Source organism: Bradyrhizobium sp. 186 (assembly GCF_023101685.1).
Classification (GTDB): Bacteria; Pseudomonadota; Alphaproteobacteria; order Rhizobiales; family Xanthobacteraceae; genus Bradyrhizobium.
This window is the reverse complement of record NZ_CP082164.1, coordinates 6,239,164-6,255,835: the sequence shown is the minus strand read 5'-3', so window position 1 is coordinate 6,255,835 and position 16,672 is coordinate 6,239,164. Positions and strand designations below refer to the sequence as shown.

17 protein-coding genes and 3 pseudogenes are annotated in these 16,672 nt (G+C 64.9%); 9 read left to right on the top strand and 11 right to left on the bottom strand.

Features of this window, described 5'->3' with window-relative positions:
* Nucleotides 1-29: 29 nt before the first annotated feature.
* Together IVB18_RS30075 and IVB18_RS30070 are read right to left on the bottom strand one after the other, a co-directional pair.
* Nucleotides 30-1,883 carry a nucleotide pyrophosphatase/phosphodiesterase family protein gene (locus IVB18_RS30075; protein WP_247983994.1) on the bottom strand — a complete coding sequence of 618 codons (1,854 nt, stop codon included), beginning with the start codon at nt 1,881-1,883 and terminating at the stop codon, nt 30-32.
* Nucleotides 1,884-2,029: 146 nt separating this feature from the next.
* Nucleotides 2,030-2,338, bottom strand: coding sequence for a LuxR C-terminal-related transcriptional regulator (locus IVB18_RS30070; RefSeq protein ID WP_256476422.1), 309 nt, complete (start codon nt 2,336-2,338; stop codon nt 2,030-2,032).
* Nucleotides 2,339-2,455: 117 nt separating this feature from the next.
* On the opposite strand from IVB18_RS30070, the gene IVB18_RS30065 reads away from it, so the two are divergent.
* The gene (locus tag IVB18_RS30065) at nt 2,456-2,812 is read left to right on the top strand and encodes a hypothetical protein (RefSeq protein ID WP_247983992.1); all 357 of its coding nucleotides are present in this window, start codon (nt 2,456-2,458) and stop codon (nt 2,810-2,812) included.
* Between the two features lie 20 nt (nt 2,813-2,832).
* Nucleotides 2,833-3,123: a hypothetical protein gene (locus IVB18_RS30060; RefSeq protein ID WP_247983991.1), complete on the top strand. Its 291-nt coding sequence runs from the start codon at nt 2,833-2,835 to the stop codon at nt 3,121-3,123.
* Nucleotides 3,124-3,175: 52 nt separating this feature from the next.
* On the opposite strand, the gene IVB18_RS30055 is transcribed toward IVB18_RS30060, so the two are convergent.
* Both IVB18_RS30055 and IVB18_RS51700 read right to left on the bottom strand, forming a co-directional pair.
* A complete protein-coding gene (locus tag IVB18_RS30055; RefSeq protein WP_247983990.1) occupies nt 3,176-3,463 on the bottom strand; it encodes a hypothetical protein in 288 nt (95 codons plus the stop codon).
* Nucleotides 3,464-3,529: 66 nt separating this feature from the next.
* Nucleotides 3,530-3,664, bottom strand: coding sequence for a hypothetical protein (locus tag IVB18_RS51700; protein WP_256476420.1), 135 nt, complete (start codon nt 3,662-3,664; stop codon nt 3,530-3,532).
* Between the two features lie 230 nt (nt 3,665-3,894).
* On the opposite strand from IVB18_RS51700, the gene IVB18_RS30050 reads away from it, so the two are divergent.
* Nucleotides 3,895-4,344, top strand: coding sequence for a hypothetical protein (locus tag IVB18_RS30050; RefSeq protein WP_247983989.1), 450 nt, complete (start codon nt 3,895-3,897; stop codon nt 4,342-4,344).
* Nucleotides 4,345-4,353: 9 nt separating this feature from the next.
* On the opposite strand, the gene IVB18_RS30045 is transcribed toward IVB18_RS30050, so the two are convergent.
* Complete coding sequence (locus IVB18_RS30045) at nt 4,354-5,196, bottom strand: GNAT family N-acetyltransferase (protein WP_247983988.1); 843 nt, start codon at nt 5,194-5,196, stop codon at nt 4,354-4,356.
* A gap of 106 nt (nt 5,197-5,302) precedes the next feature.
* Between IVB18_RS30045 and IVB18_RS30040 the strand changes: the two genes are divergently transcribed.
* Both IVB18_RS30040 and IVB18_RS52005 read left to right on the top strand, forming a co-directional pair.
* Nucleotides 5,303-6,007 (top strand): SDR family oxidoreductase, encoded by a 705-nt coding sequence (locus IVB18_RS30040; protein ID WP_247983987.1) that lies wholly within the window; start codon nt 5,303-5,305, stop codon nt 6,005-6,007.
* Between the two features lie 279 nt (nt 6,008-6,286).
* Nucleotides 6,287-7,114 (top strand): annotated as a pseudogene (locus IVB18_RS52005) (outer membrane protein).
* Nucleotides 7,115-7,176: 62 nt separating this feature from the next.
* On the opposite strand, the gene IVB18_RS30025 reads toward IVB18_RS52005, so the two are convergent.
* Nucleotides 7,177-8,238 (bottom strand): serine hydrolase, encoded by a 1,062-nt coding sequence (locus IVB18_RS30025; protein WP_247983984.1) that lies wholly within the window; start codon nt 8,236-8,238, stop codon nt 7,177-7,179.
* Between the two features lie 285 nt (nt 8,239-8,523).
* Here IVB18_RS30025 and IVB18_RS30020 point away from each other — a divergent pair, with 285 nt between their 5' ends.
* From IVB18_RS30020 to IVB18_RS30010, 3 genes and pseudogenes are all read left to right on the top strand, one after another.
* Complete coding sequence (locus IVB18_RS30020) at nt 8,524-8,913, top strand: metalloregulator ArsR/SmtB family transcription factor (RefSeq protein ID WP_247983983.1); 390 nt, start codon at nt 8,524-8,526, stop codon at nt 8,911-8,913.
* Nucleotides 8,913-9,397, top strand: a pseudogene (locus IVB18_RS30015) (SRPBCC family protein). Before IVB18_RS30020 ends, IVB18_RS30015 begins: the two are co-directional and overlap by 1 nt.
* A 179-nt stretch (nt 9,398-9,576) precedes the next feature.
* Entirely contained in the window at nt 9,577-10,422 is an 846-nt protein-coding gene (locus IVB18_RS30010; protein ID WP_247983982.1) for a hypothetical protein, read from the top strand.
* 9 nt (nt 10,423-10,431) lie between these two features.
* Here the strand turns inward: IVB18_RS30010 and IVB18_RS30005 are convergent, their stop codons facing one another.
* Entirely contained in the window at nt 10,432-11,094 is a 663-nt protein-coding gene (locus tag IVB18_RS30005; protein ID WP_247983981.1) for a response regulator transcription factor, read from the bottom strand.
* A pseudogene (locus tag IVB18_RS30000) lies at nt 11,091-12,483 on the bottom strand (histidine kinase). The gene IVB18_RS30005 and the pseudogene IVB18_RS30000 overlap by 4 nt, the downstream one beginning before the upstream one ends.
* Before the next feature lie 188 nt (nt 12,484-12,671).
* Here IVB18_RS30000 and IVB18_RS29995 point away from each other — a divergent pair.
* Complete coding sequence (locus tag IVB18_RS29995; RefSeq protein WP_247983980.1) at nt 12,672-13,553, top strand: DUF3280 domain-containing protein; 882 nt, start codon at nt 12,672-12,674, stop codon at nt 13,551-13,553.
* A 14-nt stretch (nt 13,554-13,567) separates the two neighbouring features.
* On the opposite strand, the gene IVB18_RS29990 is transcribed toward IVB18_RS29995, so the two are convergent.
* The 3 genes from IVB18_RS29990 to IVB18_RS29980 are packed head-to-tail and all read right to left on the bottom strand — an operon-like array spanning nt 13,568 to nt 16,599.
* Nucleotides 13,568-14,599, bottom strand: a complete 1,032-nt coding sequence (locus IVB18_RS29990) for an L-idonate 5-dehydrogenase (protein WP_247983979.1) — start codon at nt 14,597-14,599, stop codon at nt 13,568-13,570.
* A gap of 22 nt (nt 14,600-14,621) precedes the next feature.
* Entirely contained in the window at nt 14,622-15,389 is a 768-nt protein-coding gene (locus IVB18_RS29985; protein WP_247983978.1) for an SDR family oxidoreductase, read from the bottom strand.
* 10 nt (nt 15,390-15,399) lie between these two features.
* Nucleotides 15,400-16,599 (bottom strand): mandelate racemase/muconate lactonizing enzyme family protein, encoded by a 1,200-nt coding sequence (locus tag IVB18_RS29980; protein ID WP_247983977.1) that lies wholly within the window; start codon nt 16,597-16,599, stop codon nt 15,400-15,402.
* Nucleotides 16,600-16,672: the final 73 nt, after the last annotated feature.

The following is a 16,672-nucleotide window of genomic DNA, read 5'->3' as shown; positions in this document are numbered from 1 at the left end:
TCTCTTGAGGACGCGAGAAAGCGGCGGGGTTATTTCCCCGCCGTTTTTTGTTTGCCGGCGTCCGGCTGGAGCCCGAGCGTGCGGCCCGGGAAGCCGGCGGCGTCGAAGTAGCGCTGGCTGCCGACGCGCTGGAAGTTGAGCACGGTCTGGAGACCGCTCTCGGACATCTTTGACTTCTCCACGGCCTTGTAGGCCTTCGGCACGACGCCGTTGGGCAGGGCCTCCGACATCACCCGGCCGACCAGGCCGCCATTCTGCGCGCCGCGCAGCCCGAGCAATTGGGCAGCCGTCATGCCGACATCGGCATTGCTGACCGGCAGCTCGTTGACGAACCCGGCTTTGAAGTCCGGCCCGATCGCGGCCATGAAGTTCATGGTGTCGCCGCGGCTGAAGCTGCCATGCATGCCTTGGCCTTGCCGCAGCACGGTGTCGGCCACCTGCACCGAGCAATTGGTCGGCGCCTCGCCGCAATCGCTGGCATAGGAGCGGAAGTTGACGACGATCGCCGGCGTCGGTATCGCCGCCTTGCCGCGCAAATTGATGCTCGACAGCGGCAGGGTGCCGGGGAAACGGCCGAGCTGATCGTCGACGAACAGGCCGGAGACGTAGTCCTGCTCGAGCAACGCCTTGACGGTCTTGGCCGCCAGCTTCTTGTCCTTGTTCGGGAGGTAGACCAGATCCGAGCCGCCATTGGCGGCAATGACGAGGTCGGGCTTGGTGGGATCCTTGCCGAGCACTCCGTTGCCGGCCTTGGGATGGGCGTTGCCGGTGACGGCGGCGTTCTTGTCGTTGGGATCGAACAGCGGCAGGTCGAGCGCCTTGGCGAGGTCGAGCGCCAGGAAGCCCATCGGCAGAAAGTCCTTCGGCGTGTCGTCATAGCTGACCTTGGCCGAGGGGCTGGTCTTGCTTTCCTTGGAGATGGTCGAGAAGCCGTGGTCGGCCTGGACCATGATGTTGGTGTTGGCGGCAAGGCCGAGCTCGTCGAGCGCCTTGCGGAGCTGGGCGAGGTTGTTGTCGGCATTCTTGATGCCGGCCATCGAGGTCGGTCCGTTGATGCCGGGCATGATCTGATTGAGGCTGTCGCCGGTGTTGTGCTGACTGCCATCGGGGTCGCGCGACCAGAACACCAGCACGAACGGCTTGTTGCGCGCCTTGAACATCGGCAGCACGACCTTGGTGGCGACGTCGGCGAAATAGGCCTGCTGTGCGACGTTGGCGACCGTGGTGCCGGGCGTCTTGGCATCGCCCGCCTTGCTGTTGTCGCCGCGCGGCGGCGTGGCGATGGGGAGGCCGGCTTTGGTCAGCGCAGCCTTCACCTCTTCGGACAGCGCCACGCCGTTCTTGCCGCCGGTGGCATCGTCGAACACGACCGAATGCAGGCCCGGCTTTTCGGGCTTGTCAGTGTGGTCGAACTGATAGGTCGGACCATGTTTGCCCAGCGCGGCGGTGCTGAATCCCTTGTCGCGGGCCATCTTCAGGATGGTTTCCTCGTTGAGATAGTCGCCCTTGAAATGCTCGTCGATGTCGCCGAGCACGGCGTCGTTCTCGATGAAGGGGACCACGGTGTCGCCGGCCGGGACGGAGGTGTAGTTGGTCCAGATCGTGTTGGAGAACACGCCGGTGTCGCCGAGATAGTGGCCGGTCGACATCGCCGAGCCGTTCGCCATGGTGAAGGTCGGAAACAGCGAATGTGGGTTCTTGAAATTGACGCCCTTGTCGCGGACCTCGGCCATCGCCGGCGCGGTCTCGGGCGTGACCTTCAGCGCGCGCAGCCCGTCGGGGATGAACAGGATCAGGTTACGGGGCGTGTTGTTCTGGGCGGAGGCAAGTCCGGTGGACAGCACTGTCAGTCCGGCGGACAGCAACACCAGTGAACGGCGCATCAAATCTCTCCCTACGGTGAGGCGGCTCGGCGGCCAACCGCGGCCCCCGCCATCGTTTAGTTTTGCTGCATGACAGTTTTGTTACAAGAGCGGGCAGCCATGCAAGAGGGCTGGGGAGGGTTTGCACGAGGGGGCGTGGGCAGGCCTCATTCCGGTACCCGCGGATGTTGTGCAAGCGCCTGCGCGGGCTTCGCCGCTGCGGGAAAGCCTCTGCCATTGGCCAGATCGCGGCGTAGCGACGGCGGCGCTGCTTGCAGCGCGAAGATGATCGCGATCTGAGTTCTGTTATGGAGGCGGTATTTGCGCATGATGTTGCCGATATGCGCCCGCACCGTGTTCTCCGAGATCTTGAGCTCGTAGGCGATGTTCTTGTTTTGCATTCCGCGCGCGATGAGCATCATCAGTTCGCGCTCACGCGGCGTCGGTGTAATCAAATCATTCGGATCCGGACTCATGACTTGCTCCTGCCTGGCCTTTGGGCTGACATGCCCACCCCAGCACGTACTCACTCCGTCTTGAGCGCTTCGATTGGACTGAGCTTGGACGCCTTGTGTGCGGGATAAAAACCGAAGATGAGGCCGGTCGCGATCGAAAAGACGAGGGCCAGCCCAATCGCTTCGCCGTCGATCGAGGTGATCCACCCGGCCATGCGTGCGACCGTCATCGAGCGCGTGATCCAGATTGGCGGTACCGGAACGGTCGATGCGACGATTGTCCAGAACGGGACCCGTAACTATGTCGATGTGATTCACGTGGGCGGCACCACCAACGCGCTGATTGGCCAGTCCGGCGTGAGCAACACCGCCAATATTACCCAGATCGGCAACTCCACGAATGCCCTCCTGCTCCAGATCGGTGATATGAACACGGGGACGGTGAGGCAGTTCGGACGTTTCAACTGGCTGGCGATATTCCAATTCGCTCGATGATCGAGACGATGAGGTGTGACATGAAATTCCTTCTGCTCGCATCCGGAATGAGCCTTATGACCGCGATCTCAGCAACGCCGGCCGGGGCCGGCGAGACCGGCGACGGACACACCACCGTGGTCCAGGACGAAAACGGGACGGCGGTGATCAGGCAAAGCGGTGATCCGCAGCAGGCCGAGGTCAAGATCGACAAGGAGCCCGGCCGCACCAAGGTCTATCGCCGCAGCGGTGGAAACACCGCGATCGTGTCGCAAGGCACCGGAAATCCGCAGGACATGCTGGATTGGTTGCGCAAGCAGCAGGGCCACTGACACGCGACGACCCACCGTCCGCGAGGACGATGGGCCCCTTAGCGAACGGGGCTTACCAGCTGCGATAGACGCCGGTCAGTGTGCCATTGTTGTTGCCTTCAGGGCCGACATCGCCCTGCGTCGAGCTCGGCGCGGGATGATTGGTGCCGTTGAGCGCACCGTAGGGTCCTGCCGCGCCCGGATAGTACATCGCGCGCGGCGGCACGGACTCATGGCGGGGACCGCTCCGTTCCCACCCCACTGGGTTTCCGAACCGATCGTAGCCTTGCGCCGAGGCGGCGGCCGTGCCTGCGATCAGCGACGCCGCGATGAGGCACAGAAGTTTTGATTTGTTCTGCATTTGAGATGCTCCTTGCTGGTGTCGGAGCCAACCACCGCAATGCGGCGGCGTTCCCGAATTCCGCGATCAACTCGGGATCAACTGACGATCAAATTTTTGAAAAGCGGATTGATCTGTTCCGATGAGATCATGGTAGCGGCTGCTGTGTTCTCTCGCGATTGCAGGGAAGGCGAGGAGGTCGAAGGCGTTGTCGCCGGCCATTCATTGGCCCACGCGATAAATCTAATCAGCTTTTATCGTCTAATCACCCGGCGGCCGCCGCGCAGCTGATTTTCAGCTCGGCGGCGTGCCGTGGAGAGCGGGCGCCTTTGTCGCAGGTCGCGTTAAGATTACGCCTTAACCAATAATTAATTATATGTTTGCCGGGTCCCGACGGGCGGGCCTAGCGTGCCTCGGGGAGCTGCTTTGTAGCCAACGAGTTGGTGCGTATCATGACGTATAAGATGCACGGGGCGTTGCTCGCCTCGCTCAGCGCAGCCGCGCTGCTCCTTGCCGCCAACGACAGCTTTGCACGACCCGGCGGCGCCGCGCCGCATGGTGTGGTGGCCGCTGCCGCGCCGCCGGCCGCAGCACGTTCGCCGATCGCACCGGGCGCCCGGTTCCACCGGCGGAACAATTCGTGGGTGTATTGGCCGGGCGGCGGCGGGTTTTTCTACGACGGTGCGATGAACAGCCAGCCTTTCGTCGATGCCGGGCAGCCGCTCTCCAACGACGTGCGCTACACTTATACTTATGACGTTCCCTGGGACTGGGCGCACCGCTTTCCGCCGAACGTCGTGCCGTCCGACCGTCCCTATGTGCCGAGCTGTCCCACGGAGTCCGTGACGGTGCCCGGCCGCGGCGGCGGCGAGCACACCGTCAACATCATGCGCTGCTACTGAGCGGCGGCGCTAGCCCAGCTCAAAGCTCGTCACGCCGAAGACTCGGTCGATCCGCAGTGGCGGGATCGGCCCGGTATACATCCGCGCCGTCTTGAACACCGGCTCGAGGCCGAGCGACTCCGCGAGTGCGATTGCCTCGCGATTGACCGCGGGGACATCGAGGAAGATCTGGCCGCTGCCCGCGCTTGCCAGCAATGCCTGCACGATCGCTTCCGCCGCCGCGCGGTCGTCGGCGATCAGCGGGCCGATCTTGCAGCCCATCCGGCAGGGACGGATCACGCCCCATCCAGCGAGCTTGCCGTCGCGCAGCAGCGCGCGGCCGAGATGGCCGGGCGTATTGATCCAGGCTTGCAGGAAGGTTCTGCGCGCGGCGGGGAAGACTGTCGCGTCATCGGCTTCCGCCAGCGCGAACGGGATCTTGTCGAGCGCGACGATGTCGGCGGGGTTGGAAGGCGTCGCGGAAATAGTGCCGCCATAACGGATATTGGCGTAAGCAAGCGAAAAGCCGGATTTCCTGTAATTGTCCTGCTGCGCCACAACGCCGTCGAGCCCGATCACGCGGGAGCCCGCGTGCGCGATCGCGGCGTTCCAGATGCGAAGGCCATGGCCGGCGCCGCGAAAGCCTTGCCGCACGATATAGAAGCCGAGGAAGGCGAAGCGGTCATCGTAGTTGACGCAGGACACGCTCGCGACCGGCTCGCCGTCGATCTCGCCAACGAAGAAGCCGTGTGGATCGGGGATCGCGAAGCAGGCGGCATCCGCAAGGCCCGGATTCCAGCCCTCGGCCGCGGCCCAGTCGACGGCGAGGGAGATTTCCTCGGGGCGCAGGTTGCGGATCTGCAAGTCGCTCATGACGGATGCCTTCAACGGTGGACCTGCCAACAAGTCTGGCTGTAGAAGGCCTCATGATAGGCCGGGCCTGCGGCTCGCCTCAACTCCATCGCAAAGGATGTCGGTCATGGCAGCAGGGAAAGTCGCACTCGTCACCGCCGGCGGCAGCGGTATGGGCGCGGGGGCTGCACGGCGGCTCGCGGCCGACGGTTTTCGAGTCGCGATCCTGTCGTCCTCCGGCAAGGGCGAGGCGCTGGCGGCCGAGCTCGGTGGGCTCGGCGTCACCGGCTCGAACAAGTCCAATGACGATCTGAAGCGCCTTGTCGACGGAGCGATGGCCAAATGGGGGCGCATCGACGTGCTCGTCAACAGCGCCGGCCACGGTCCGCGCGCCGCCATCACGGAAATCACCGACGAGCAGTGGCATACCGGCCTCGATACATACCTGTTGAACGTGATCCGTCCGACGCGGCTGGTGACGCCGGTCATGCAGGCGCAGAAGGCCGGCGCCATCATCAACATCTCGACCGCCTGGGCGTTCGAGCCGAGCGCGATGTTTCCGACCTCGGCGGTGTTCCGGGCAGGGCTGGCCGCCTTCACGAAGATCTTCACCGACACCTATGCCGCCGAGAACGTCCGCATGAACAACGTGCTGCCGGGCTGGATCGACAGCCTGCCGCAGACGGACGTGCGCCGCGACAGCGTGCCGATGAAGCGCTACGGCAAGGTCGAGGAGATCGCGGCGACGGTCTCGTTCCTGGCGTCCGACGGCGCGGCCTACATCACCGGCCAGAACATCCGCGTCGACGGCGGGCTGACGCGCTCGGTCTGATCTAGCGCGGATTCGATTCATCTCATCGCCCTCGCGCGCTTGTCGTCACGCGACGCGAGCGTGCATTGCGCGCCACTGCGTGAAGCGGATGCGTGGCCCTTTGGTTACACTCGTCACATGTCCGCACATGGCGGGGCTCACACTACGTCACAGTCCCTATGAACTTCGCTGCAGCCCAAGACGGCATTGGGCCGGCGGCCTATGCCCGATCTGCGCCGGATGCCTTCCGCCCGCGCATTCGAAAGCGCGAGATCAATCGCGTGGGGCAAGGAGACTGGAATGAAGAAGTTTTTGCTGGCGGTCGCATCGGTCGTTTTGGGCGCCGCGTCCGTGCACGCCGCCGACCTCGCGGCGCATTATACGAAGGCGCCCGTGATGGCACCGGCCTACAACTGGACCGGATTCTACGTCGGCGCCAATGTTGGCGGGCAATGGGGCAGCTCGAATCCCAACACGTCGACCGTCTACGATCCGTTCGGCTACTTTTTTACCACCAGCGTGCCGGCCGTCAATGCGGTGGGCGCCCAGCACGTCAGCAGCTCCAGCGTGACCGGCGGCTTCACCGCCGGCTACAACTGGCAGGTCAACTAGGCCGTGTTCGGCCTCGAAGGCGACATCAACTATTTCGGCTTCAAGGGCAGCGCGACCGGCTCTGCGCTCTACCCCTGCTGCGCGCCGTTCGGCCTCACCGTCAGCTCCCAGGTCTCGGCCGACTGGCTCGCCACGATCCGCGGCCGCCTCGGATTCCTCGCGACGCCGAGCTGGCTCATCTATGCGACGGGCGGTGCGGCGATCGCCGAGGTGAGGGGCAATTTCAACTTCACCGACACGTTCTCGGTGACGGAATCGGCCGCGATCCGCGACACGCGCGTCGGATGGACCGCCGGCGTCGGCAGCGAATACGCCTTTGGCGGCGGCTGGTCGCTCAAGGCCGAATATCTCTATGTCGATCTCGGCAGCAGCACGGTCAAGAGCACTAACCTCGGGTTCGCGGGCGGGGCACCGTTCACGGGCAACGTCTACACCCACTCGGTCGATCTTAAATCGAACATCGTGCGTGTCGGCGTGAACTACAAGTTCGGCGGACCGGTCGTCGCCAGGTACTGATCCATCCCGTTCCGTCCTGGCGTGGAAGGCCCCGGTTCAGCTGGGGCTTTCTGTTTCGGCGGTCAGCCTGCGTGTGAGGACACGAGATGCATCAGCGCGGGCAGGATCTTGTAGCGCGCGATCTCGTGCGGATATTCGCCGCGATTGGCCAATAGCACGATGCCGATCCGCCGCGCCGGAACCAGGCCGATGTAACCCGATGCGTTGTTGAGGCCGCCCGGCTTGTCGACGACGGTGACACCGGGCAGGTGCACGGTCTCCCAGGCCATGCCTTGTCCGAATTTCGCGTCGACGCGGAAGGCTTCGTGCTGCGTCATCCGCAACGCCTCGCGCAAATGCGGGTCGGCCGAGCGCCCGTCGACGCAGGCCGCCGCGAACGTTACGAGATCGCGCGTGGAGGAAAACATCTGGCCGGTGCCGGGGATATCGAAATAGCTCTGCTGGTTGCCGGGCGGTCCGATTGTCGTGCCCTGATCGGAATAGCCTTGCGCGACGCGCTGCATCCAGGCCTCGTCCATGACAGCGCGGTTGTCCGGCCCACGTTCGGGCACGCAAGTCGCAGTCATGCCGAGCGGCTTGAGGATGCGCTGTTCGAACAGCGTTGCGATCGGGGTGCCGTAACAACGCTCGAGCACGAGCTGAAGCAGCACATAGCCAGCATGGCAGTAGATGCGCTGCCGGCCGGGTGCTTCGCCGGCCTGCGGGCTCCACGCGTTGAGCATGTCGATGAACTGCGCTCGCGCGAACGAGTCGTTCGGCCAGGGCGGATGGTCGGTTGGTAGCAGCAGTCCCGACGTGTGCGTGACGAGCTCTCCGACGGTGACGCGGCGGATATAGTCGCCGTCGAGCTCCGGCAGATGCTTTGGCAGGGGATCTTCGAGCCGCAGCTCGCCGCGGAGCGTGCCGAGTGCCACCAGCGTTGCCTCGAAGGGCTTTCGCAAGGAGGCGAGGTTGAACAATGTGTCCGACGTCACCGCGCGCCGAGCCGCGTCGTCGGCAAAGCCGTAGTTGAAGAACTCGACATGGCGACCGGCATAGAGCGCGGCGGCAAGGCCGCCCGGCTGGTCCGGTGTCGCGGTCGGCGCCAGCTCGGCGGCGACGATGTCGCGCATTTGCGCGATCATGTCGGAATCCGCAGTTGCGCGGCGCGGCCGGGCAAGCCCGATCGCGAGCGGAACGAGCGCAGCTCGGGCGAGAGCTCGCCTGGTGAGGTGCGATGAGGTGACGACAAACGGCACGTGCTCTGACGATCGACGCAATGCGCCCCCGATCTAATTTAGCCGGGAGAACCTAGTGTCCCAATTCACGATTGCGCGTTGTGAGTTCCGCGTCCGCCGGCGCAGGAAAATACTTATCCAGCAAGCTAACAATTGTTGACGCCGGATCGCGGGGGCTCTATGGTTAGCCAAATGGCTAACCAATTATCCCGGCTCGACCAGATTTTCGCAGCGCTCGCCGACCCGACGCGGCGGGCGATCGTGATGCGGCTGTGTGCCGGTGAGGCATCGGTCGGCGAGCTCGCCGATCCCTTCGATATGGCGCTGCCGAGCTTCATGAAGCACATCCACGTGCTGGAGCTGAGCGGGCTTGTTCAGTCGGAGAAATTCGGTCGCGTGCGGACCTGCCGTCTTAGCCCGGACGCGCTGGTCGGCGCGGAAGACTGGTTCCAGCAGCAGCGCGCGATCTGGGAGGCGCGGCTCGACCGGTTCGAGGCCTACGTGCTGAAGCTGAAGAAAGAGAAGGAGGGGGCGGCCGGCAAACGATCGTCCCGAACAAGCAAACGGAAAGGTGCCGAGTGATGACAAGTTCCACCAACCCCGCTCTGTCGCAATGGTCGCTCGACCGCGAGATCGTGATGTCGCGCGTGATCGACGCGCCGCGCGAGCTGGTGTTCGAGGCGTGGTCGGACCCAAAGCATTTGCCGCAATGGTTCGGGCCGAAAGGGTTCACGAGACCCATGAGATCGACGTGCGGGTCGGCGGCGTCTGGCGCTTCAACATGATCGGGCCCGACGGCACGGTCTATCCGAACCGCATGCGCTTCCGCCGCATCGAGCGGCCGCATCTGATGGAGATGGACCACGGCACGGACCAGGATGACGATCCCGGACTGTTTCGCTTCACCATCACGTTCGCCGAGCAGAGCAACGGCAAGACCGTGCTGACGCTCCGGCAACTGGCCTCGAGCACGGCGCAGCGCGATGCCATGATCGGCTTTGGTGCCGTCGAATACGGCTATCAGACGCTGGACAAGCTCGCCGCGTATGTGGCGGGAGTGAGGTGAGCGTGTCATTCGGGGGCGCCCGGAAGGCAACCCGGAATGACCTTGGGACTGAGCCCAGGCTCCCGACCGTCTTCGCAAAATATGACAGTGCCGTCACGCAAATTTTTGTCGCGGCGGACTGCCTTATTGTGACACTATTGCTACCGTTGGATGTCAGTCCAGTTACAGCGGGGCAATCGATGAGGTTGATGTTGCAGGCGCGGTCAAATCCCCTGGCGTGGTGGTGGGGATCGCTGACGCTGATCAGCAACGTCAATATCCTTGTCTGGTTCATGCTGTACCGGGAGTTCTATCAGCCCGTCACCGGCAGCCTCGGTGGGTCGTCGGGGATGGGCGTGATGCTGCTGCTCTGCGCCGGCTATGTGTTCGGCTGCGCGTTCCGCTCGTTCCTGCCGCGCGCTGACGTGCAGCGCATCTGCCTGTTCGACACCTGGCTCTCCAGCGTGTTCGTCGGCCGCTCCGTCGCGACGGTGGCCGAAGTGTGTTTCGCCGCGCAATGGGCCATCATCCTGCATCAGCTCGGCAGCATGGCCGGTGCGGAGACCACGGTGAACATCGCTCTTGTCATCGTGCCCGTGATCATTATCGCGGAGTGTTTCTCCTGGTACGCGGTGCTCACCACCAACTATCTCTACAACGCGATCGAGAATTCGCTGTGGGCGGTGACCTTCTTCCTGGTCGGGATCGCGCTGTGCCGGCTGATGCCGGAATTCCAGGGAGCGGTGCGCTGGGCGCTGGTCGCGGGCATCGTCGGGATCGCCTGCTTTCTTGCCTTCCTCGTCACCGTCGACGTGCCGATGTATCTCAGCCGCTGGCGGGCGGGGCATGCCGAGGGCGACAGGCTCCTCGGCTTCCTCGAAGGCCTGCATGACGTCAGCACGCGCTGGGTTGTCACGCACGACGTCGCGCACTGGAAAGGCGAACTGACCTGGATGGCGCTGTATTTCAGCGCCGCGGTGTGGTCGAGTCTCGCGCTCTGCGCGCTCTACGCAATGGATGGCTACGTCACACGCTATCTGACCTGAGCCGGGCGCTCAGGTCTCGCCCAGATCTGCCTGCGTCAGGAGGCCCTGGCGCAGCGCGAGCCGGACCAGTTCGATGTCCGAGCCGACGCCGAGCTTGTCCTTGATCAGGGAGTGCAGGTTGGCGACCGTCTTCGGACTGACGTGGAGCGTTTCGGCGATCTCGTCGGTGTTCCGTTCGGCGAGCAACAGGCGCAGCACCTCGAACTCGCGCGCGGTGAGCACGTCGGCGGCGGAGCTTTCGCCACTGAGCCGGCTGAGTGCGAGCTCATGGTCGATGTCGGGACTGATGGCGATCTTGCCCGCGAGCACGTCCATCACGGCGCGCACCAGCGTCTCCGGCGGGCTGGTCTTGGTGACGTAGCCTCTGGCGCCGGCGCGGATCGCCTGCACGGCAAAGCCCGCGTTCTGGTGCATGGTGAAGACCAGGATTTTGGCGCCCTTGTCCCACTGCCTGATCCGCCGGATCGCCTCGATCCCGCCGATGCCGGGCATGCTCAGATCCATGATGACGAGGTCAGGTTTGGCGGACTTGAACAGGCGGTAGGCCTCGGCTCCGTCGGAGGCCTCGGCTACGACGCGCAAGCCGGGCTGCTTCTGCAACACCGAGCGATAGCCCTCGCGAACGACGGCGTGATCGTCGACCAGCATGATGGCGCAGTCGGTGCCATTCATGCGGCACGCTCCATGACGATGGGATGGACGGATGCGGGAATGACGACGTGCAGCGTCGCGCCGCGATCCGCTCCGGTCTCGAAGCTCAGCCGGCCGCCCAGCGCGACGACGCGCTCGCGCATGCCGAGCAGGCCCATTCCCGTCGTCACGGCCGTATCGCCCGGCCTGCCGTCATCGGCGATGCAAAGCTCGATCCGGCGATCTTCGTGCGCCGCCCCGTGCGCGGTCAGCTTCAACGTGACCCGGGTGGCGCCGGCATGCTTTGCCGCGTTGGTGAGCGCCTCCTGCACGATGCGGTAGAGCCCGGCGCCGACAGCAGCGGGCAGGCTCTCGAACGTGCCGTCAAACCGGCACTCGAACCGAGGCTGGCCGCGGCTGCGCCCGTTCCAGCCAGCGACCAGGCCTTCGAGACTCGCGACGAGGCCGAGTTCGTCGACGTCGGGCGGACGCAACCTGAACAGCGCTCCGCGCAGCGTCTCCATCATGTTGGTCGCGGTCCGGGAGATGCCGTCGCACTCCGGAAGCAGGGAGGGACAGTCCTCCGCTGCGGTCTGGTGCGCCGATGCGGCGAGGGCGCGGATGGCAGCAAGAGATTGTCCGAACTCGTCGTGCAGTTCGCGCGCCAGATGCCGCCGCTCCTCGTCCTGCACCACGATCAGCCGGCGGGTGAGTTCGCTGCGTTCGGCCAGCGCGGTGGAGAGACGTTCGGCGAGATGGTTGAAGACGTCGCGGATGGCCGAAAGTTCCGCGAGTTCAAATGGCGGCAGCCGTGCCGTGAGATCGTCGGCGGCGATCCGCTCGAGGCCTTCGCGGATGATCCGAGTCGGACGCAGCGCACGGGCCAGCGCCGCATAGACGAGCACGCACAACAACGGCAGGGCGATTGCAAGCGCCGCGATCAGGCGGCCGGCGTCGTGCCATGGCTGTCTGCACCGCCGGATCGATCCAGGCGACGGCCTCGCCGATCGTCGCGCCGCGGACGGTCACGGGATGTGTGGCCTCCCGGCCGGGATCGAACAGTTTCCGATAGAGCACGGCGAAGGCTTGCGGCGGATGGCCGGTGGCGCCGGATGCGCCGCCGCAGAAGCGCTGGACGGTGTCGCCGTTGCTTCCGCGAAACGCCAGACAAAGGCCCGGCGCCATGACCGAGGCCGCGACGCCGTCCAGATCCGGAAATTCGGAGCGGGGATGGTTCACCCACTGAATCTTGTTTTGTTGCAGTTCCAGGGTTCGCGCGGCGAGACCGGCGATCGCGTCGATCCGCGTGTGCACGGAGCGATCGGCCTCGATCAGGAAGTAGGCCGAGATCGCAGCGAAGCAGAGGGTGGAAATGGCTCCAACGCGCAACGTCAGGCGCAGCTTCAGGTCGGGCTTCGAGCGCTTCCACATCGGCGGACGTCCCTGGCGGATGATCTTGTCTTCAGGCATTTAACGGCAGAACGGAACCGCCGGAAAGCGCCGCGGACGATCCCGGGGCAATGTCGTGAAATTTTCCCGGCCGTCGCCGGGACGCGAGAAGCTGCGGGCCGCGCCACCCCGGCCTAGCGTCAGGGCCTTTCCCACCCGCGAGGCCGCACATGCGTCGATCCCTTCTTGTCTCTCTTGCATTTCTCCTGCTCGTCCCGGCGGCTCGTGCGCCGGCGGGTGCCGATGCCAGCGTCGGCGTTGCCGTCGACGACTTCAGCTATACCGATACGTCGGGCGAGCCTGCCAACCAGACCGCCGTTCACGAGAAGCGGTTGGCCGCGTTCATGGTCGCGCTGCGGCGGGACATCGCCGCCGACCCGCGCTATCGGCTTGCGCCGTCCGTGCAGGAGGGGGCGGCGTTCAAGGTCATCGGCGGCATCCAGAAGACGAGCACGCTGGTGCAATGGGCCAAGATCGCTGTGATCGACGTCGGCGCCAAGAAGGTCGTGATGGATAAACTCTACACCTTTCGTGGCGACAACGACGAGGCGTGGGAACGTGCCGAGGCCTTCGTCGTCCGTGAGGTCCTGGCGGCGCTCGCCGCACCGGCGCCGGTCGCGCTTGCGGTGTTCGATTTCGAGCTCGACGACAACACCGCGGCACCCGTATCCGGTCTCGCAGCCGCCGATGTGTCCTATCTGGACGAGGTGACGACCGGCGTGCGCGATGCACTGGGGCAATCCGGCCGTTACCGCATCGTCGACGTCAGCGGCGCGCGCGACGACGTCGTGAGCTCCCGCGCGTTGCGCGATTGCGGCGGGTGCGATGCGGCCATCGCGGGGAAACTCGGCGCGGATCAATCGCTCGTCGGTGTGGTGCGGCGGGTCAGCCGCACTGAATATACGGTCGGATTCCAATTGCGCGATGCCCGGAGCGGCGCTGTGATGTCACGCGGCGACAGCGGGTTGCGCATGGGCGCCGACTACTCCTGGAAGCGGGGCGCGGTCCGGTTGGTCAGCGATCGTCTCCTCGACGGGGTGGCACAGCCCTGAGGCCGCGACCGCTCTCAGAACGTCAACTGCACCTTCATCGATTGGGCGCGGTCGCTGGCGAGCTCGAAGGCAGCGACCGCGTTCTCGAACGGTATGGTTGCGGTGATCAGCGGCTTGACGTCGATCAGGCCTTCGCCCATCAGCCGCACTGCGAGTTCGAACTCGGGATCGAAGCGGAAGGTGCCGCGGAGCTGCAATTCCTTGGCGACAATGGAATTGATCGGCAGCGTCATCTCGCCGCCGAGGCCGAGCTGCACGAGGGTCGCGCCGGGCCGCAGCACATCCAGCGCGGTCCGCAGCGCAGCCTGGTTGCCGGAGGCTTCAAACAGCGTGTCGAACACGCCCTTGCCGGCGCGCCAGGGATCGAGCGCAGCGGCATCGGTCGCGACATTGATGGCGTGAGTGGCGCCCAGTTTTTTGGCGACCGCGAGCGGCGCCTCGGCGACATCGGTCACCACGATTTCGGCGGCGCCGCCGAAGCGCGAGACCAGAATCATCAGCGCGCCGATCGGGCCGCAGCCGGTGATCAGCACGCGCTTGCCGAGCAGGGGCCCGGCCTGCTTGCCGGCATGCAGGCATACAGCGAGCGGTTCGGCGACCGCAGCTTCGGCCAACGACAGCCTGTCCGCGATCGGCACGGCCTGCGTGGCGTCGACCTCCAGGAATTCACGGAAGCCACCCTGCACATGGGGAAAGCGCATCGCGCTGCCGAGGAAGCGCATGTCGAGGCACTGGTTGCGCATGCCTTCCTGACAATGCAGGCACTGGCCGCACGGCTTGCTCGGATTGACCGCGACGCGGGTGCCGGGCTGCACGTTGGTGACGCCGTCGCCGACGGCCGCGACGACGCCGGCGATTTCATGTCCCAGCGCCATCGGCTGCTGGATGCGCACGACGCCGAAGCCGCCGTGATGGTAGTAGTGCAGGTCGGAGCCGCAGATGCCGCCATTGGCGATCTTGACGCGGACCTCACCCGGACCGGGCGCAACATCCGGATAGTCGTCGATGCGCAGGTCCTTCGGTGCGTGGATGACGACGGCGCGCATGGGCTCGCTCCTTAGTTCTTGATCACATCGCGGCGATCATGCCGCCGTCGACATAGATGATCTGGCCGTTGACATAAGTCGAGGCGTCCGAGGCGAGGAAGATCGCCGCGCCCACCAGCTCATCCGGCTTGCCCCAGCGCTTGGAGGGAATGCGGCCCATCAGCCAGTTGTTGAAGTCGGTGTTGTTGACCAGCGCCTCGTTCATGTCGGTCAGCATGTAGCCGGGCCCGATCGCATTGGCCTGGATGCCGTGCTGGGCCCATTCCACCGCCATCGCGCGCGTCAGGTTCTTGATGCCGCCCTTGGCGGCGGTGTAGGGCGCGATCGTGGGGCGTGCGAGCTCGCTGCCGAGCGAGCCAATGTTGATGATCTTGCCGTGCTTGCGTGGGATCATGCGCTTGGCCGCCTCGCGGCCGATGACGAAGGCGCTGGTGAGGTTGGTCTCGATCACCTTGCGCCATTCGTCGGTGGTGAATTCCACCAGCGGCTTGCGGTGCTGGATGCCGGCATTGTTGACGATGATGTCGACCGCGAGGCCTTGTCTGTCGAAACTCTCGAAGGCAGCGACGATCGCGGGTTCGTCGGTGACGTTGAACGCCGCGCCCTCGGCCTGGTAGCCGGCCGCGCGAAATTCGGCGACGGCCTGCTCGACGCGCTTGGGATCGACGCCGTTGATGATCAGCTTGGCGCCGGCCTTGGCCATGCCCTCGGCAATGGCGCGGCCGAGGCCGCGGGAGGAGCCGGTCACGAGCGCGGTACGGCCGGAAAGGTCGAAAAGGGCGGTGCTCATCTCAAGATCCTCAGACGTTGGAGCGGCGCACGGTGAGATCGCTGCGGTCGAACACCGCGGGCAGGAGGTCGATGCCAAGGCCGGGACCTTCCATCGGGAAGACATAGCCGTCCTTGATCACCGGCATGGTGGTGACAAGCTCATTGTACCAGCCCTTGTAGAAGGCGCGCACCGATTCCTGGATCAGCGTATTGGGCTGGCTGAACGACATGTGGATGGCGGCGACGAAGCCGATCGGGCCGATGCAATCGTGCGGCGCAAAGGGACGGTGATAGGTCTCGGCCATCGCCGCGATCTTGCGGCCTTCGGTGAGCCCGCCGGTCCAGCAGAGGTCCGCCATCACCACATGCATGGCGTCGCGGTCGAGCATGTCCTTGTAGGGGAAGCGCGAGCCCAGCGTCTCGCTGGCGCAGACCCAGACGTCGGTCGAGCGCGCATATTCCGCGAGCGCCTGCGGCGAGTTCATGCGGATCGGGTCCTCGTACCAGGTCGGCTTGTACGGCTCGAGCGCACGCGCGATCTGTTTGGCGGTCGGCAAATTCCAGAGTGAATGGAGCTCGACCATGATCTCCATCTTGTCGCCCACGGCTTTACGGATCTTCTCGAACGGCTCGATCGCCTGCTTCATTTGCGCGGCCGTGATGAACAGGCCCTTGTTCTCCTGCGCAGCAGGATCGAATGGCCAGATCTTCATTGCGGAGATGCCGCTTTCCAAAAGGCTTTCGGCGAGCGCGTCGGCGCGGTACATGAAGCCGTCGAGGTCCTCGTAGGGGCCCTCGGAGGCGCCGAGATTCCAGTTCGACACGGGGCTGATGTTGGTCGAGCGGACATATTTGGTGCCGGCGCAGGTGTTGTAGATGCGCTGCTTGTCGCGGCAGAGGCCGCCGAGCATCTGGTGCACCGGCTGATTGCAGACCTTGCCGAACAGATCCCATAGCGCGATGTCGATCGCGGAGGCTGCGCGGTATTCGACGCCGGTGGAGGACTGCGCCATCGGCAGGTTCAGCATGTCGCGATGGATCGCTTCGATGTGCAGGGGATTGCGACCGAGCAGGCGGCCGGCAAAGGTGTCGTGGATCTGCGCCTCGACCGCGCCGGCGCCATAGAAGGTCTCGCCAAGTCCGATCACGCCCGCATCGGTGTGGACGCGCACCCAGATGACGTTGGAGAATTCCTCGGTGCGCAGGGTCTCAATCGACGTGATCTTCACGGCAATAATCCTCCCATCACAGGCGCGTAGCGCCTTCTTGTTGTTGTCATTCCGCCCGGCTGGAGCGGCGGGG

What these genes read in the sequence shown, in the direction of transcription:
- IVB18_RS51700 (WP_256476420.1), bottom strand. Translation starts at nt 3,664, where the DNA reads ATGGCCGGCGACAACGCCTTCGACCTCCTCGCCTTCCCTGCAATCGCG.
- IVB18_RS30045 (WP_247983988.1), bottom strand. Translation starts at nt 5,196, where the DNA reads ATGAGCGACTTGCAGATCCGCAACCTGCGCCCCGAGGAAATCTCCCTC.
- IVB18_RS30055 (WP_247983990.1), bottom strand. Translation starts at nt 3,463, where the DNA reads ATGCAGAACAAATCAAAACTTCTGTGCCTCATCGCGGCGTCGCTGATC.
- IVB18_RS29985 (WP_247983978.1), bottom strand. Translation starts at nt 15,389, where the DNA reads ATGAGCACCGCCCTTTTCGACCTTTCCGGCCGTACCGCGCTCGTGACC.
- IVB18_RS29990 (WP_247983979.1), bottom strand. Translation starts at nt 14,599, where the DNA reads ATGCGCGCCGTCGTCATCCACGCACCGAAGGACCTGCGCATCGACGAC.
- IVB18_RS30020 (WP_247983983.1), top strand. Translation starts at nt 8,524, where the DNA reads ATGGCTAACCAATTATCCCGGCTCGACCAGATTTTCGCAGCGCTCGCC.
- IVB18_RS30060 (WP_247983991.1), top strand. Translation starts at nt 2,833, where the DNA reads ATGAAATTCCTTCTGCTCGCATCCGGAATGAGCCTTATGACCGCGATC.
- IVB18_RS30040 (WP_247983987.1), top strand. Translation starts at nt 5,303, where the DNA reads ATGGCAGCAGGGAAAGTCGCACTCGTCACCGCCGGCGGCAGCGGTATG.
- IVB18_RS30025 (WP_247983984.1), bottom strand. Translation starts at nt 8,238, where the DNA reads ATGATCGCGCAAATGCGCGACATCGTCGCCGCCGAGCTGGCGCCGACC.
- IVB18_RS30050 (WP_247983989.1), top strand. Translation starts at nt 3,895, where the DNA reads ATGACGTATAAGATGCACGGGGCGTTGCTCGCCTCGCTCAGCGCAGCC.
- IVB18_RS30010 (WP_247983982.1), top strand. Translation starts at nt 9,577, where the DNA reads ATGAGGTTGATGTTGCAGGCGCGGTCAAATCCCCTGGCGTGGTGGTGG.
- IVB18_RS29995 (WP_247983980.1), top strand. Translation starts at nt 12,672, where the DNA reads ATGCGTCGATCCCTTCTTGTCTCTCTTGCATTTCTCCTGCTCGTCCCG.
- IVB18_RS30070 (WP_256476422.1), bottom strand. Translation starts at nt 2,338, where the DNA reads ATGAGTCCGGATCCGAATGATTTGATTACACCGACGCCGCGTGAGCGC.
- IVB18_RS30005 (WP_247983981.1), bottom strand. Translation starts at nt 11,094, where the DNA reads ATGAATGGCACCGACTGCGCCATCATGCTGGTCGACGATCACGCCGTC.
- IVB18_RS30075 (WP_247983994.1), bottom strand. Translation starts at nt 1,883, where the DNA reads ATGCGCCGTTCACTGGTGTTGCTGTCCGCCGGACTGACAGTGCTGTCC.
- IVB18_RS30065 (WP_247983992.1), top strand. Translation starts at nt 2,456, where the DNA reads ATGAGGCCGGTCGCGATCGAAAAGACGAGGGCCAGCCCAATCGCTTCG.